Here is a 16,276-nt window from a genome sequence, read left to right on the forward strand (position 1 = left end):
CCCCAAAGCTGTCATCCCCGGGCGGTGGTGCCCGAGTTACGGGACACTCCGCCGCCCCTTACGTCTGACACGTCCGTGTGTGTCTGACAGCTTGGTGAACGCGCCGGGGTCAGCCCTGGAAGCGCGGGAACGCCGACCGGCCGGCGTAGGTGCCCGCCTCGTCGAGCGCCTCTTCGATGCGCAGGAGCTGGTTGTACTTGTTGATGCGCTCGCCACGCGCGGGGGCACCGGTCTTGATCTGGCCGGCGTTCGTCGCGACGGACAGGTCCGCGATGGTGGTGTCCTCGGTCTCGCCGGAGCGGTGCGAGGTCATCGTGGTGAAGCCGTTGCGCTGAGCCAGCGTCACGGCGTCGAGCGTCTCGGTGAGCGTGCCGATCTGGTTGAGCTTGACCAGCAGCGAGTTGGCCGACTTCTCGGCGATGCCGCGGGCGAGCCGCTCGGGGTTCGTGACGAACAGGTCGTCGCCCACGATCTGCACCTTGTCGCCGACCTTGCCCATGAGCCCGGTCCAGGCGCTCCACTCGTCCTCGGACAGCGGGTCCTCGATCGAGACCAGCGGGTAGTCGGCGACGAGCTGCTCGTAGTACGCGATCATCTCGTCGGAGGTCTTCTTGCCGCCCTCGAACGCGTACACGCCGTCGGAGAAGAACTCCGTGGCGGCGACGTCGAGCGCGAGCGCCACGTCGGTGCCCGGCGTGAGGCCCGCCCGCTCGATGGCGACGAGGATCAGGTCCAGCGCCTCACGGTTGCTGCCGAGGTTCGGCGCGAAGCCGCCCTCGTCGCCCAGGCCGGTGGCCAGGCCCTTCTCCTTCAGCACGGACTTGAGGGAGTGGTACACCTCGGTGCCGGTGCGCAGCGCCTCGCGGAACGTCGGGGCACCGATCGGGGCGACCATGAACTCCTGGACGTCCACGTTCGAGTCCGCGTGCGACCCGCCGTTGAGGATGTTCATCATCGGCACGGGCAGGACGTGCGCGTTCGGGCCGCCCACGTAGCGGAACAGGTCCAGGCCCGAGCTCTTGGCAGCGGCCTTCGCGACGGCGAGCGACACACCGAGGATGGCGTTCGCGCCCAGCTTGCCCTTGTTCGGCGTGCCGTCCAGATCCAGCAGCGCCTGGTCGATGATGCGCTGCTCGTCGGCGTCGTACCCGATGAGCTCGGGGGCGATCTCGTCGTTGACGGCCGCGACGGCCTTCTCGACGCCCTTGCCCAGGTAACGACCCTTGTCGCCGTCACGCAGCTCGACGGCCTCGAACGCGCCGGTCGATGCGCCGGACGGGACCGCCGCACGGGCGAAGGTGCCGTCGTCCAGGACGAGCTCCACCTCCACGGTGGGGTTGCCGCGCGAGTCGAGGATCTCGCGTGCTCCAACGGCTTCGATGCTAGCCACGGAATCTCCTTCTGAGGATGTTGCTCGACGGTTACGACCTCAGCGTAGGACGTCCGGCGACACCGCGCGGAACCGTCCACGGCTCGCTCACGCCTCGACGGCGAGGCCGGCCGCCGCGTCGTGCGCCCGCGGTTCACAGGGTCATCACAGGTCCGCGACAGGGCCACCACAGCGAGCCCACCTAGCGTTCCGAACGTCCGGCGCAGACCGTCCTGCGGCGCGAACCGCTCCGCCCGCTCGCCCCTTGACCAGGGCGCGGCGCTACAGCCCGCAGGACGGTCCGCGCGGACACCAACTTTTCCGCACGTCCCCTCCCGACCCCAGGCAGGAGCCCATGTTCTTCACCTATCTGCGCAGAGAGCTGCGCAACCGACGCAAGCAGACCGTCGTGGTGGCGATCGGTCTCGCGGTAGCGATCGCGCTCGTCATCGTCGTCAACGCGGTATCGACAGGCGTCAGGAACGCCCAGTCCGAGGTGCTCGAGTCCGTCTACGGCGTCGGGACCGACATCACCGTCGACCAGCCCAGCGACGGACCGGTCGCGGCGGGCGCCGGTCCGGGCCGCTTCGACTTCGAGGAGGGAGAGGGCGAGGCGAACGAGGACGGCACGCGCGACCTCTCGGAGGACCGCCTCAGTACCGCCATGGGTTCGACGTCGTTCGACGCCTCCGCGCTGGAGACCGTCGCGGGGCTGGACCACGTGTCCGGCGTGGCCGCGACGCTCGACCTGCAGAACATGTCCTTCTCCGGCGAGATGCCGGACATGGAGGCCGACGGCCCGGTCACGATGCGGATGGGCCCGGACGGGAGCGGCGAGGGCTCGGCGGGCGGCTCGTCCTTCGAGATCGACCAGTTCACGGTCACGGGCGTCGACCCGGACGCCGCCGCCGTCGGACCACTGACCACCGCCGAGGTGGCCGACGGCCGGACGCTGGAGACGGACGACAAGAACGTCGCCGTCCTGGACGCCAACTACGCGGAGCAGCAGGAGCTCGCCGTCGGCGACAAGATCACGGTGGGCGGCAAGGACCTGGAGATCGTGGGCACCGTCTCGTCCACGACGGGTGACGGCGTCGCGACGGCGTCCGACGTCTACGTCCCGCTCGCAACGGCCCAGACCCTCGCGGACCTCGCCGACCAGGTCACGGATGTCTACGTGCAGGTCGACTCGGCCGAGAACGTGGACGCCGTCGCCGCCGCGATCGAGAGCGAGCTGCCCGATGCGTCGGTCAGCACCCAGTCCGACCTCGCCGAGGGCGTGACCGGATCCCTCTCGACGGCGTCCAACCTGATCGGCACGCTCGGCACCTGGCTGAGCGTCATAGTGCTCGCGGCGGCGTTCGGCCTCGCGATCCTGTTCACCGTCTCCGGCGTGAACCGCCGGACGCGTGAGCTGGGCACGCTCAAGGCGCTCGGCTGGAGCCGGAACCGGGTGGTGGGGCAGGTGGCCGGCGAGTCCGTCGTGCAGGGCCTCATCGGCGGCGCGGTGGGTCTGGCGCTCGGCGCGCTGGCCGTGTGGGCGGTGAACCTCACGGGCATCACGCTCAGCGGGGCGTCGGGGGGCCTCACCATGGGCGGGCCCGCAGGACTGATGCCGGCGGGCGGCGGCCCGCAGGGCGGCGTCACCGCGCCCGACGGCGCTCAGCGCACCTTCGGCGGGCCGGCCGGTGACCTTTTCGGCGGCGGCAACGCCGTCGACGTCGTCCTCCAGGCGCCGGTCAGCCTGTGGATCGTGCTGGCAGCCGTCGGGCTGGCTGTGCTGGGCGGACTGCTCGCCGGCGTCGTCGGCGGACAGCGCGCCGCGAAGCTGCGCCCCGCCGAAGCCCTCCGTTCCCTCGCGTGAGCCGGAGGTGCAGCGCAGGGTGCGAGCCGAGCAACGAGGCACGCGCCCGAAGCGGAACCGCAGGCTCACGCGAAACAGGTAGAGCGTGAGCCCCGAGACCTGACCCCAGAGAGGTAGACCGATGTACCAGATCGACGACCTGACCAAGACGTACCGCCAGGGCAAGCGCCAGGTCCGCGCGCTCAAGAACGTGTCCGTGACCATCGGCGACGGCGAGCTCGTGGCCGTCCAGGGCCCGACGGGCGGCGGCAAGTCCACCCTGCTGCAGATGCTGGGCGGGCTGGACCGGCCGACGTCCGGCACGGTCACGCTGGACGGCAAGGACCTCGCCGGCATGAGCGACACCCAGCTCACGGCCGCGCGGGCCGAGACCATCGGCTTCGTGTTCCAGAACTTCAACCTCATCCCGACGCTCACCGCGCTGGAGAACGTGGAGACGGCGCTCGTGCCGGCCAAGGTGCCGCGCCAGACCCGGACGGCGCGCGCGCTGGCGGCGCTGGAGTCGGTGGGCCTCGGCGACCGCGGCGACCATCTGCCGGGCGAGCTCTCGGGCGGGCAGCAGCAGCGCGTGGCGATCGCGCGGGCGCTCGTGAAGAACCCGAAGGTGCTGCTGGCCGACGAGCCCACCGGCAACCTCGACGAGGAGACCCGCGACGAGATCGTGGACCTCATCGTGGGCCTGTGGAAGGAGCAGGGTCTGACGATCGTGCTGGTCACGCACGACTCGGTGGTCGCGGCCCGGACCCCCCGCCGCCTCCGCATAGCAAAGGGAACCCTGAAGGACCTGACGGCGGCGTAGCCCCGGCGCTCGCCGGCGCTCCCCGGCAGCCGAGTGATTGTGCCCGGAATTCGTATGACTTGTGGGCACAATCGCTCGGCTGCCGCGCAGCAGGAGGAACAACGCGCGACCAGCCTCTCGACGGCGCCGCTCCCGCTGGCTACTCTGCCCTTACGTCCGCCGCAGCACCGCCGCTCCGGCGTTCGACCCTTACCTGAAGACACGCGCAAGGGAGCGCCGCATGCTTCTTCGAAATCGTTTCATCCGTGAGCCACGACCAGCACGTAGACCTCGTTCGACGGACGGATCCCGTTCGTCACTCGGAAATCGTTTAACACGAGCGGGAACCGCCACGAGCCTCGCCGCCCTCGTGCTTGCCGGAGCACTGGTCACCGCACCAGTCACAGCCACCGCCGCCGACACCGTCGTCACCGCCGTCGACTTCGAGGACGGCACCACCGGTACCTGGACCCCCAGCGGCGGCGCCGGCCTCGACGTGATCGCCGACCCCGACGGCACGGGCAGCGTGCTCGCCATCACCCGGGCCGCGGACTACGAGGGCATCCAGTCCCCCACCGCCATCTTCCGCGCCGGCGTGACCTACACGTTCAGCATGCGCGCCCGCCTGGCCGAACCCGCCGAGCCAACCGGCCCCACCAGCACCGACGTCCGGTTCGTCGTGAAGCCGGCCTACACCTGGGTCGGCAACACGACGATCGGCACGGACTGGACCACCGTCACCGGCACCTACACGGCCGACGGCGACCCGGCCGAGCTGCAGGCCTACCTCGGCAGCACCGACCAAGCCGCTCCCTACACGATCCTCGTGGACGACATCATGGTGACCACCTCCGACACCGTCCCGCCGGGCGACGTCGTCCCCGGCGGAGCGATCAACCCCGTCCCGACCCCCGTGTACGCGGCGGAGGGCACCGGCGACGTGTCCGCCCTGACCTTCGACGACGGACCGAACCCCGGCACGACGCCCGCCCTGCTCGACTTCCTCGCGGAGCACGAGATCAAGGCCGTGTTCTGCGTGATCGGCCAGAACATCCAGGCCGACGGCGGAGCCGCGATCCTGCGCCGGATCGTCGCCGACGGCCACGTCCTGTGCAACCACTCGACGGGCTACGCCGACATGGGCTCGTGGACCGAGGAGCAGGTGCGCGCGGACCTCGTCGCGAACCTGGGGATCATCCGCGACGCGCTCGGCAACCCGAACCAGAAGGTCCCGTTCTGGCGCGCGCCGAACGGCTCGTGGGGCGTGACGCCCGGCGTCGCCGTCGAGCTGGGCATGCAGCCGCTCGCCGTGCGCAACACGATCGCCGACTGGCAGACGCAGGACGTCGACACCCTCACCGCCAACCTGCGTACCGCGATGGTGCCGGGCGAGCTGGTCCTGGCGCACGACGGCGGCGGCGACCGGTCGGGCACGCTCGCCGCGGTCCGGACGGTCGTGACCGAGCGCCTGGCCGACGGCTGGGAGTTCACGTTCCCGCAGGGCACTCCCCCGGCATCGGGCCCGGTGATCAGCACCGACTTCGAGGACGGCACGCTCGGCGGCTGGGTGCCGCGCGAGGGTACCGAGACCTCGGACTTCACGCTCGCGGTCACCGACTCGGACGCCCACGACTCCACCCGGTCCGCCGCGCTGACCGGCCGGGACGCCACGGGCGACGGGATCGCCCACGACGTCACCGGCGTGCTCCGGGCGGGCGTCACCTACGACGCCTCGGCCTGGGTCCGCTTCGCCGAGGGGCAGACGCCCGGCGACGTCTGGCTGAGCCTGGCGACCACGACGGACGGCGCCCAGACCTTCTCGACGCTCGGCCAGTTCAGCGGCATCACGAGCACCGGCTGGACCCGGGTGACCGCCACCTTCACGGTGCCGGACCACGACGACGCACTGCTCTACTTCGAGACCGCCTACAACGGGGGCAACACCAGCGACTGGCTCATCGACGACATCGTGGTGTCCGTGCCGGAGCCGCCGCTGATCGAGGACCTGACGGGCATCAAGGAGACCGTCGACTTCCCGGTGGGCGTCGCCATCGACAGCCGCGAGACGTCGGGCACGGCCGCCCAGCTCCTGAACCGCCACTTCGGCCAGATCACTCCCGAGAACCACATGAAGCCCGAGGCCTGGTACGACGACGAGCGCACGTTCCGCCGTCACCCCGAGGCGACGGCGCTCATGGACTTCGCCCAGGCGAACGACCTGCGGGTCTACGGCCACGTGCTGGTATGGCACGGCCAGACGCCCGAGTGGTTCTTCCAGGACGACGCCGGCCAGCCGCTGCCGGGCACCGCGGAAGGCCAGGCGATCCTCCGCGAGCGCCTGCGCACCCACATCTTCGACGTCGCGGAGAACCTCAGCACCGAGTACGGGCCGTTCGGCTCGGACACCAATCCGCTGGTCGCGTTCGACGTGGTGAACGAGGTCGTGTCCGACGGCGCGGAGAACCCGGACGGGCTGCGGCGCAGCGAGTGGTTCCGGGTGCTGGGCGAGGAGTTCGTCGACCTCGCGTTCCGGTACGCGGACGAGGCGTTCAACGAGACGTACGCGGCGGAGGGGACGGCCCGTCCCGTGACCCTGTTCATCAACGACTACAACACCGAGCAGGGCGGCAAGCAGGACCGCTACCTCGCCCTGGTGGAGCGGCTGCTGGCGCGTGGTGTGCCGGTGGACGGCGTGGGGCACCAGTTCCACGTGTCGCTCGCCATGCCGGTCAGCGCGCTGGAGGGTGCGCTCGCACGGTTCGAGGGCCTGCCGGTCAAGCAGGCGGTCACGGAGCTCGACGTCACGACAGGAACCCCGGTGAGCCAGGCCAGGCTGATCGACCAGGGGTACTACTTCCGGGACGCGTTCGAGGCGTTCCGGGCGCACGCGGACGACCTGTTCTGCGTGACGGCGTGGGGCCTGACCGACGGCCGGTCGTGGCGGGTCGACAGCGGCGCGCCGCTGATCTTCGACGACCGGTACCAGGCCAAGCCCGCGTACCACGGCGCGGTGGGCGGCGAGCTGCCGGCCCGGCTGCGCACGGCGAACGTGTTCGCGGGTGACGTGCCGCTGGATGCCTCGGCGACCGCGTCCCCGGTCTGGGACCGGCTGCCGCTGCACACGTTCGACGCGCCGGACGGCGGTGAGGCCGCCTTCCAGCTCCGCTGGGCGGCCGACCACCTGACGGCGTTCGTCTCGGTGGACGACGCCGGAGCGACGGCCGGCGACGCGGTCACGCTGGCGCTCGGCGACGCGGAGTACGTGATCGCGCGGGACGGGTCCGTGACCGGCGGGGCCGAGGGTGCCGACGCGGTGGCGACCGAGCGGGAGGGTGGCTACGACGTCGTCGTGCGCCTGCCCGCGACCTTCGTTGAGGGCACCACCGCGGCGTTCGACGCCCGGGTGACCAGCGGCGACGAGACCACGACGTGGAACACGCCGGGTGCGCTGGGCACCCTGACCCTGCTCGAGGAGCTGTCGTACCTGGAGGTCGCGGAGGCCACGACGGCGCCGGAGATCGACGGCGAGCTGGACGACGTGTGGGCAACGGCCGGCACGGTGACCACGACCAAGGAGGTGGAGGGTTCGGGTGGTGCGGTCGCGACCGTCCGCACGCTGTGGCGGGAGAACACGCTGTTCGTCCTGGCCGACGTCGCCGACCCGGTCGTCGACGTCTCCGGCTCCGACCCGTGGATCCAGGACTCCGTGGAGATCTACGTGGACGGCGGCAACGCGAAGAACGGCGGGTACCGGGCCGACGACACGCAGATCCGCGTCTCGGCGGAGAACGCGGTGTCGTTCGGGACGGGTGACGAGGCCGCGCAGCGTGCCCGCCTGGTGAGCGCCACCACGCTGACCGACGGCGGGTACCGGGTCGAGGCCGCGATCGACCTGCTGTCCTACGCCGGGCCTGGCACGTTCCACGGCCTGGACTTCCAGGTCAACGACGCGAGCGACGGCGCGCGGACCGCCGTCCGCAACTGGGCCGACCCGACCGGGGCCGGGTACCAGTCCACCGCCCGCTGGGGCGTGGGTCAGCTCGTCGCGGACCCGGGACTGGTCAGCCTCACGCCGCCCGTGGTCAAGGGCAAGCCGGCCAAGGGAAAGACCCTCACCGCCGACCCCGGCACGTGGTCGCGGGAGGCGACGTTCACCTACGAGTGGCTGCGCGACGGCGAGCCGGTCCGCGGCGGCAGCAGGTCGGGTTCCGGGCAGACGTACAAGGTGAAGCCGCACGACGTGGGCCACGAGCTGTCGGTGAAGGTGACGGCCCGTACCGCGGAGGGTGACACGGCCTCCGCCACGAGCGATCCGGTGACGGTGCGGCGCTGAGCTGACTGCCGGAGTTGTTTCCGCGGCGGACCCCCGCGGCGGAAACAACTCCGGCTCGTCCGCGTTCCGGCCCGTGTTGGTCCCGCGCCGGCACGGCAGGACTCCTGACGAATCGTTACAGACGGTTTACGCTAATTTCCGCGCGGCCCGCCTCCCGTGGCGATATGGTCCAAACCTCCCCGCCCTGACACCGGGGAGCCGACCTGGGGGAGGCAAGAAGTGAGGCAAGGACGAGCAGGAAGCAGTGCGCGGCTCGCCGCGGTCGCCATGTGCGCCACCGTCGCGGTGACGGTCGCCGGATGCAGCCCGAGCCAGACCGCGGACGACGGCTCCGCCGGCCCGGTCACGCTGGAGACCTGGATCAGCCAGGACATGGAGACTCTGTTCCCGGGCGACGCCGGCGCCTACGACAACATCAGCGTTCTCGACGTCGTCTACGACGGCCTGGTCCGGTACGACCCGGAGACCACCGAGCCGTACAACTACGTGGCCGAGTCGATCGAGCCCAACGACGACAACACCGTCTGGACGATCAAGATCAAGCCGGACCTCACGTTCCAGAACGGTGAGCCCGTCGACGCCGACGCGTTCGCCCGCGCCTGGAACTACACCGCCGACGGCGACAACGGCCTGTACTCCGGCTACTTCTTCAGCATCATCGAGGGTTACGACGAGATGCAGCCGGAGACCGACGAGAACGACGAGATCGTCAAGGAGGGCGCCGAGGACGAGCTGTCCGGGCTGAAGGTCGTCGACGACCTGACGCTCGAGGTCACGCTCAGCTCTCCGTTCGCCGGCTTCTCGACGATGCTCGGCTACACCGGCTTCTTCCCCATCGCCCAGGAGTGCCTGGACGACGTCGAGAAGTGTGCCCTCGAACCCATCGGCAACGGCCCCTTCCAGGTCACCGAATGGGCGCAGGGCCAGGAGCTCACCGCTGAGAAGTGGGCCGACTACCCGCTCGACGAGACCCCCGACTACGACGCGATCCACTGGACCGAGTACGCGACGGGCGAGACCTCGGGGTGGGCCGACTTCAAGACCGGCGACCTCGACCTCTCGTTCCCGCCGACCGCGGAGGTCGAGGCGGCCAGGAACGACCCGGAGCTCGCCGGACGCTACGTGGAGCGTCCCGGCTCCGCGCTGACGTACCTCGGCTTCTCTGGCTACACCGAGGGCCCGTGGAACGACAAGGAGTTCCGCAAGGCGATCTCGATGGCGATCGACCGCGAGGGCATCATCTCCTCGCTGGGCAGCGGTCAGGCCACCCCCGCCGACTCCTGGGTGGTCCCCGGCGGCGTGCCCGGCGGCGAGGCGGGCACCTGCGAGTGGTGCGTCTTCGACCCGGAGGCCGCCAAGGAGGCGCTGGAGAAGGCAGGCGGCTGGCCCGACGGCGAGAAGCTCCAGATCAGCCTGGGCGACGACGACGCGGAGGTGGAGTACTTCACCGCGATCGGCAACTCGATCGAGGAGGTGCTCGGCATCCCGTACGAGCTCAACATCGACCCGGACTACTTCACCACCCGGGCGGAGCAGGGCTACGACGGCATGTTCCGGAACAACTGGTTCCCGGACTACCCGCTGAACGAGAACTACCTCAGCTTCTACGCGTCCGGCGAGCCCGGCGCGGGGCACTGGGGCTGGTACAGCGAGGAGTTCGAGGACAAGCTGGACGAGGCAGCGGCAGCGCCGTCGCTGGACGAGTCCGTCGCCCTCTACCAGGAGGCGGAGGCCATCCTGGCCGAGGAGTTCCCGACCATCCCGTTCCGCTGGAGCTTCAGCGCCACGTACTACAGCGAGCGCCTGGACAACGTGATCCTCAACCCGTTCTCGGGTGCGCCGATCCTGCGCGAGATCGAGGTCACGGCGTAACCCGTGCGCCGAGTCAGCGCCGTGGTCCGACCGACGCGCTGACTCGGCGCCTGAACGACACCGAGTCAGTGCCGTGGTCGGACTGCGGCGCTGACTCGGCGCACACCTGAGGAGACCCATGGGGCGCTACATCCTTCGCCGTGCCGTCCAGGCCGTCGGCACGCTGCTGCTCGTGATGTTCCTGCTCCACCTGCTCACGACGGTCGCCATCCAGCTCAACGGCAACCCGGCGCAGGCGTTCTTCGGGGACAAGGTCGCGTCCCCCGCGCAGATCGCCGTCGTCGAGCAGCGCTTCAACCTCGACGACCCCTGCTTCGACCAGGTGGGCAACCCGTGCCTCGGTCCGTTCGTCGAACGGCTCGGCCAGTACGCCCAGGGCGACTTCGGCACCAACCTGCGCGGGCGTGAGGTCTCGGACATCGTCGCCACCGCGGCGCCGAACACGCTCCGCCTGTTCTGCGTGGTCCTGGTCACCTGGCTGGTGCTCGGCATGGTGCTCGGCTCCGTCGCCGCCCGCTGGCGCGGCTCGCCGGGAGACCACGGCATCCGCCTCACGTCCGTGCTCATCGACGCGTTCCCGGTCTTCGTGCTGCTGATCGTCTACCGGTACGTCGTCGCCGTCCCCCTGAGCACGTGGGCGGAGGAGACGTTCGGCGAGGACAGCTGGCCCCCGTACTGGTTCAAGCCGTCGTTCGACCCCGAGCATCCGTGGGCCACCGTGCTCGTGCCGGGCATCCTGCTCGGCCTGGCCGGTTCCGCCGCGTTCATCCGCCTGGTCCGTGCCGGGCAGCTCGAGTCCTACCAGGGAGACCACGTGCGGACGGCGCGGTCGAAGGGCCTGGGCGAGCGGCACGTCGTCGTGCACCACGTGGTGCGCAACTCGTCGGTCCCCGTGGTGACCGCCGTCGGCCTGACCTTCACGGAGGCCCTGGGCGGCGCCGTGATCACCGAGGGCCTGATGAACATCTACGGGATGGGCGGCGTCCTGTGGGGCGCGGTGCGCGACGACGACGTCGGGCTCGTGCTCGGCATCGTGACCCTGCTGGCCGCCGTGACCGTCGTGGTGATGATCGTCGTCGACATCGCCTACGCCCTGCTCGACCCGAGGATCCGCTATGAGTGACGCCGCTGCCGCTGCCCCCACCCCGACGGTGCCGCACGGGGCCGGTGCGTCGTCGAGCCCGCTGGCCGACGCCTGGCGCACGCTCCGGCGCAGGCCCGACACGATCGCCGCGGCCGCCGTCGTCGTGTTCTTCGCTGTGATGGCCGCCTTCCCCCGGCTCTTCACGGACACCAGCCCGCGGGCGTGCCCCATCCGGGAGGCGCGGACGGCGCCCCAGGGCTGGGGCGGCGAGCATCCGCTGGGCACGGACGCGCTCGGGTGCGACGTGCTGGCCACGATGGTGCACGGTGTGCGCCCGTCGCTGCTGCTCGCGGTGGTCGTGGTCGGCGTCTCGCTGGTCATCGGCGTCACGCTGGGCCTGCTCGCGGGGTACTACCTCGGCTGGGTCGACTACCTGGTGTCACGCACCGTCGAGGTCTTCCTCGTGATCCCGCTGCTGCTCGCGGCGCTGCTGGTGCTGTCGCTGTTCAAGGGCGTCGACCTGGGCGCGGGGACGTTCGACGTGATCCTGCTGCCCGCCGTCGTGCTCATCCTGTTCGGCTGGATGCCGTACGCCCGGTACGTCCGCGCCGCCACCCTGGAGGCCAAGAATTTGGACTACGTCACCGCTGCGCGTTCCCTCGGTGCCTCGGACCTGCGCATCATGGTCCGGCACGTGCTGCCGAACGCGATCGGCACGGTCACCGCGCTGCTGCCGACCTCGGTGGCCGGCGTGATCAGCGCGGAGGCGGTGCTGTCCTTCCTCGGGATCGGGGTGCGCCCGCCGGCGACGAGCTGGGGCATCCAGATCGAGCAGGGCTCGCAGTGGGTGCTCGGCGGCTCGCCGCACGTGCTGCTCGCGCCGCTGGTCTGCCTGGTCGCCACGGTCCTTGCCCTGGTGGTGCTCGGCGACGCCCTGCGCGACGCCCTCGACCCGAGGCTGAGCGCATGAGCCGCCCGAGCCGCGCGCGGGACGCAGCCGAGGAGCGGCCGGTGCACGACGACGAGAGCGCGGCGGCCGCACCGCTGCTTGAGGTCACCGACCTCAGCGTCGAGTTCCGTACCCCCTCGGGTCCGGTGCGCGCCGTCGACGGCCTGTCCTACCGGGTCGAGGCCGGCCGCACCCTCGCGATCGTCGGCGAGTCCGGCTCCGGCAAGTCGGTGTCGTCCTTGGCCGTGCTCGGCCTGCTCCCGGAGACGGCGCGGGTCGCGGGCGGCAGCGTCCGCCTCGCGGGCACCGACCTGCTCACCCTGAGCCGCAAGGAGCACCGCGCGCGCTGCGGCGACCAGGTCGCGATGGTGTTCCAGGACGCGCTGGCCGCGCTCAACCCCGTGCACACCGTGGGCTACCAGCTCGCCGAGGCGCTGCGGGCGCGGCGCGGGCTGTCCCGGGGCGACGCCCGCAAGCGGGCCGTCGAGCTGCTCGACCTGGTCAAGGTGCCGAACGCGAAGGCACGGGTCAAGGAGTACCCCCACCAGTTCTCCGGCGGGATGCGGCAGCGCGTCATGATCGCCTCGGCGCTGGCCCTGGACCCCTCCGTCCTCATCGCCGACGAGCCCACCACCGCCCTCGACGTCACCGTCCAGGCGCAGGTGCTGCGGCTGCTCGCGGAGATCCAGGGCGAGCGGCAGATGGGGCTCGTGCTGATCACGCACGACCTGGGAGTCGTCGCGGGCGTGGCCGACGACGTCACCGTGATGTACGCGGGGCGCGCCGTCGAGCAGGCACCCGTTGTTCCCACGTACACGGCGCCCGCCCACCCGTACACGCGGGCGCTGCTGCGCTCGATCCCGTCCGCGTCCGGCACCGGACGTCTCGCCGTGATCCCCGGGCGCCCGCCGAGCCCCGCGGCCAGACCGCCGGGCTGCCCGTTCCACCCCCGGTGCGACGCGGCGCGGGACGTCTGCCGCACGGAGGTGCCGCCGCTGGCCGCCCCCGCCCCGGGCCGGGCGTCCGCGTGCCACTTCGCGCCGGACATCATGGCGGGCCGGGAACCACGGCCGGACGCCCCGGCCCCGGCGGTCGAGCCTGCCACGGCGGCGGTCGAGCCTGTCCCTCCGGCGGTCGAGCCTGTCGAGACCCGGCCCGCGCCGTCCGCCGTCGAAGGAGGCAGCGATGACTGAGCCCGTGCTCGAGGTGCGTGACCTCGTCAAGCACTACCCGGTGCGCAACGGGCTGCTGCGCCGGTCGGTCAACACCGTGAAGGCCGTCGACGGCGTCTCGCTCACCCTCGGCCGTGGGCAGACCCTCGGCCTGGTGGGCGAGTCCGGTTCGGGCAAGTCGACGCTCGCGCGCGTGCTCGTCGGCATCGAGCCGCCGACCAGCGGCCAGGTCCTCGTCGACGGCGAGGATGTCGCGAGCCTCTCCCGGGCGGGCCGCAAGCAGCTCCGCCGCGACGTGCAGATGGTGTTCCAGGACCCCTACACGTCGCTGAACCCGCGGATGTCGGTGGGCGAGATCGTGGGCGAGCCGTTCGCGATCCACGGCATCGACCCGGCGGGCGGACGGCGGGCCGCGGTGGGCGAGCTGCTGGAGCTCGTCGGCCTGGACCCCGAGCACGCGAGCCGGTACCCGCACCAGTTCTCGGGCGGCCAGCGGCAGCGCGTGGGGATCGCCCGCGCGCTCGCGCTGCGGCCCAAGATCCTGGTGTGCGACGAGCCGGTCTCGGCCCTCGACGTGTCGGTGCAGGGGCAGGTCATCAACCTGCTGGAGGACCTGCAGGCGGAGCTCGGCCTGTCGTACCTGTTCGTGGCGCACGACCTGGGCGTCGTACGCCACATCGCCCACGACGTCGCGGTGATGTACCTGGGGCGCATCGTCGAGCAGGGGCCGGAGGGCGAGGTGTACGACGGCGCGCAGCACCCGTACACCCAGGCGCTGCTGTCGGCGGTGCCCGTGCCGGACCCGTCGGTCCGGCTGGTCGCGCCCGCTCCGGCGGTCGAGCCTTCGCCGGACGGACCTTCGACCGACGGACCTTCGCCGGTCGAGCCTTCGCCGGTCGGCGGCGGCGCCATAACCCTCGAGGGCGACCCGCCCTCGCCCGTCGACCCGCCGTCCGGCTGCCCGTTCCACACGCGTTGCTGGCTCGCGCCCACTGTGTCCGAGGCGCGCACGGCGCCGTCGGCGCGCACGGCGCCGTCGGCGGACCGCACCGATACCGGCGCGCGGCCGATCCCGGCGGTGTGCGAGACCGAGCGGCCTGCCCTCGTCGTCCGCGACGGCTCGGGCTCTGTCGGGTCGCATGCAGGCAGTTCCCACGTGGCGGCCTGTCACTTCGCGCGAGAGCTGGTGGCGCCTAGGGTCGACGCATGACGCGTGTCCTGGTCGTCCTGAACTCGCCCACCAGCCTGATGGGCCGGCTCGAACAGTGGCTTCCCGAAGCCGGCCTCGAACCCGTCCTGGTTCCTGGCGCCGAGCTTCCCGAGAGTCTCGACGGGTTCGCTGGTCTGGTCCTGCTGGGCGGCGGCTTCATGCCGGACGACGACCTGCACCACCCGTTCCTGGCGCGCGAGCGGCGGCTGACCACCGAGGCGCTGGACGCCGGGCTGCCGCTGCTCGGCCTGTGCCTCGGCGGCCAGCTCCTGGCGCACGTCGCAGGAGGCGGCGTCACCGCGCGGTCCGGCGAGACGGAGCGCGGCATGTGCGCGCTGACGGTGCTGCCCGCCGCAGCCGACGACCCCGTCTTCGGCAACCTGCCGGGCGTCCCCGACGAACCGCTGTGGATGATCGAGAACCACGAGGACTCGGTGACCGCCCTGCCGCCGTCGGCGACGCTCCTGGTCTCCAGCGGGAAGTGCCCGATCCAGGCCTTCCGCGTGGGTGAACGGGCCTGGGGGCTGCAGTTCCACCCCGAGGCACGACCGGAGCGCGTGGCGACCTGGGACGAGGCGGCCCTCTCGGAGCAGGGCATCGACCGGACGGCGCTGGCCGCGGCGGCCATGGTCCACGGTGCGGAGAACGAGGCGCAGTCGCGTGCGCTGGTCCGGGCGTGGACCGACGTCGTCCACCGGACCGCTGAGTAGAACAGGGCGAGACGGAACCAGGGCGACCGCAGTTCTACTTCGCGGTAGTTCTACTTCGGCAGGATGAGGATCGACGAGAGGACCGGGCCGGATGGTGTCGACAGGGACGCACAGCGACGGGGTGCCCGTCGTGGCCTACCGGATCGCCCGCGCGTCGGGCGAGGTGCTGGCCGCGCGGCAGGACCGGCTGGACATCTACGCCGCCTCGACGGTGAAGCTCGCGGTGCTCGTCGCGGCGGCCCGCGAGCTCGACGCCGGCACGGCGAGCCTGGCGGAGACCTGCACCGCCACCCGCACGTTCACCTCGCAGGTACCCGGCGCGGGCGAGTACACGATCGAGCCCGACGACGTCGACAGCGGCCTGCCGCCGGACGGCACCCCGATGCCGCTGGGCGACGTCGTCGAACGCATGATCGTCGTCTCGTCCAACGAGGCGACCAACATCGTGGCCGAGCGGGTGGGCCTGCCCGCCGTGAACAAGGTCCTCGCCGACGCCGGTGCCGCCGACTCCGTCTTCGGCCGCAAGTACTCCGACCTGGCCGCCGAGCAGGCGGGCGCCTCGCACCGCACGACGGCGGCCGACCTGTGCCTCCTCATGTCCGCCCTGGTCACGGGCAGGCTGGCCGGCCAGGAACGGACGGCGTGGATGTGCGAGATGCTCGGCCGCCAGACCGACCGCCAGCTCACAGCCGCCGTACCGGACGGCCTCCCGTTCGGCTCGAAGTCCGGCTGGGTGGACGGCATCCGGCACGACGTCGCGTTCGTGGGCGCGCCGGGTCCGGACGCCCTGGTGATCGCGGTCTGCACGCGCGGCTACGACGAACACCAGTCGGAGGAGACCCTCAAGTCCCTGGGCGCCCTGGCCCTCGCCCTCCCAACCCCGCCTCGTTGAGTGCTGGCTATTTGTGGGTTCGAAACGTTCCGAACCCACAAAA

The 16,276-nt window shown here is 71.5% G+C and carries 11 protein-coding genes; 10 read left to right on the forward strand and 1 reads right to left on the reverse strand.

Features of this window, described 5'->3' with window-relative positions; genetic code table 11:
* Positions 1-109: 109 nt before the first annotated feature.
* The gene (eno, locus tag ACFWE2_RS16305; protein WP_377225264.1) at positions 110-1,390 is read right to left on the reverse strand and encodes a phosphopyruvate hydratase; all 1,281 of its coding nucleotides are present in this window, start codon (positions 1,388-1,390) and stop codon (positions 110-112) included.
* Between the two features lie 334 nt (positions 1,391-1,724).
* Here eno and ACFWE2_RS16310 point away from each other — a divergent pair, with 334 nt between their 5' ends.
* From ACFWE2_RS16310 to ACFWE2_RS16355, 10 genes are all read left to right on the forward strand, one after another.
* On the forward strand, positions 1,725-3,233 hold the full coding sequence (locus tag ACFWE2_RS16310; RefSeq protein WP_377225265.1) for an ABC transporter permease: 1,509 nt from the start codon (positions 1,725-1,727) through the stop codon (positions 3,231-3,233).
* A gap of 121 nt (positions 3,234-3,354) precedes the next feature.
* Positions 3,355-4,032, forward strand: a complete 678-nt coding sequence (locus ACFWE2_RS16315) for an ABC transporter ATP-binding protein (RefSeq protein ID WP_377225266.1) — start codon at positions 3,355-3,357, stop codon at positions 4,030-4,032.
* Between the two features lie 349 nt (positions 4,033-4,381).
* Positions 4,382-8,344, forward strand: coding sequence for an endo-1,4-beta-xylanase (locus tag ACFWE2_RS16320; protein ID WP_377225267.1), 3,963 nt, complete (start codon positions 4,382-4,384; stop codon positions 8,342-8,344).
* Positions 8,345-8,563: 219 nt separating this feature from the next.
* Positions 8,564-10,216, forward strand: a complete 1,653-nt coding sequence (locus ACFWE2_RS16325) for an ABC transporter substrate-binding protein (RefSeq protein ID WP_377225268.1) — start codon at positions 8,564-8,566, stop codon at positions 10,214-10,216.
* A 118-nt stretch (positions 10,217-10,334) separates the two neighbouring features.
* On the forward strand, positions 10,335-11,339 hold the full coding sequence (locus ACFWE2_RS16330) for an ABC transporter permease (RefSeq protein ID WP_377225269.1): 1,005 nt from the start codon (positions 10,335-10,337) through the stop codon (positions 11,337-11,339).
* Positions 11,332-12,270, forward strand: coding sequence for an ABC transporter permease (locus ACFWE2_RS16335; protein ID WP_377225270.1), 939 nt, complete (start codon positions 11,332-11,334; stop codon positions 12,268-12,270). The genes ACFWE2_RS16330 and ACFWE2_RS16335 overlap by 8 nt, the downstream gene beginning before the upstream one ends.
* Positions 12,267-13,442, forward strand: coding sequence for an oligopeptide/dipeptide ABC transporter ATP-binding protein (locus tag ACFWE2_RS16340; protein WP_377225271.1), 1,176 nt, complete (start codon positions 12,267-12,269; stop codon positions 13,440-13,442). The genes ACFWE2_RS16335 and ACFWE2_RS16340 overlap by 4 nt, the downstream gene beginning before the upstream one ends.
* Positions 13,435-14,631 carry an ABC transporter ATP-binding protein gene (locus ACFWE2_RS16345; RefSeq protein ID WP_377225272.1) on the forward strand — a complete coding sequence of 399 codons (1,197 nt, stop codon included), beginning with the start codon at positions 13,435-13,437 and terminating at the stop codon, positions 14,629-14,631. The genes ACFWE2_RS16340 and ACFWE2_RS16345 overlap by 8 nt, the downstream gene beginning before the upstream one ends.
* Entirely contained in the window at positions 14,628-15,341 is a 714-nt protein-coding gene (locus tag ACFWE2_RS16350; RefSeq protein WP_377225273.1) for a type 1 glutamine amidotransferase, read from the forward strand. Before ACFWE2_RS16345 ends, ACFWE2_RS16350 begins: the two co-directional genes overlap by 4 nt.
* A 91-nt stretch (positions 15,342-15,432) precedes the next feature.
* Positions 15,433-16,233, forward strand: a complete 801-nt coding sequence (locus tag ACFWE2_RS16355; protein ID WP_377225274.1) for a serine hydrolase — start codon at positions 15,433-15,435, stop codon at positions 16,231-16,233.
* The last annotated feature ends 43 nt before the right edge of the window (positions 16,234-16,276 follow it).

The sequence above is a fragment of the Promicromonospora sp. NPDC060271 genome (assembly GCF_042726755.1).
In the GTDB taxonomy this organism is placed as follows: Bacteria; Actinomycetota; Actinomycetes; order Actinomycetales; family Cellulomonadaceae; genus Promicromonospora.